This window comes from Neisseria sp. P0021.S007, assembly GCF_051956855.1.
Genome location: NZ_JBQCXA010001468.1, coordinates 1 through 476, shown reverse-complemented (window position 1 = coordinate 476; position 476 = coordinate 1). Strand labels below are relative to the sequence as shown.

The window sequence follows — 476 nt, the reverse complement described above, 5'->3', positions numbered from 1 at the left end:
ATCTGAAATTAAAGGGGTCGCACCGCAAACCAACCCTTCCCGACAAAACGGTTTTTAACTCGAAAAACCATACATTCAAGACTCAACGTGGCAAGACCGGATACCTTACCAGTATTTCCGATTTTCAATGACCGTTTTACAAATCAAGCATCTACATATCCAATCATCCGTTTTTCAAATTTCAGACGACCCCTATACAACGCCCACACCATGACTGCCAACCGCACCCTCATCATCTCCGTCTTCATCGTCGCCAGTTGCGGCCTTGCCTACGAACTCATCATCGCCGCGTTGGCGAGCTATCTTTTGGGCGACAGCATTTTGCAGTTTTCTTCCGTCATCGGACTTTATCTTTTCTCGATGGGCATAGGCGCGCACCTGACCCGCTACATCAAAGACGAAGACGTGTTGCACCGCTTTACCGAAATCGAACTTCTGGTCGGCATCATCGGCGGCATTTCCGCGCTGGCATTGTT

The 476-nt window shown here is 48.9% G+C and carries 1 pseudogene; it reads left to right on the top strand.

The window, feature by feature from the left end:
- Positions 1-210: 210 nt before the first annotated feature.
- Positions 211-476: pseudogene (locus tag ACTHUR_RS19735) on the top strand (polyamine aminopropyltransferase); the annotation flags it as partial.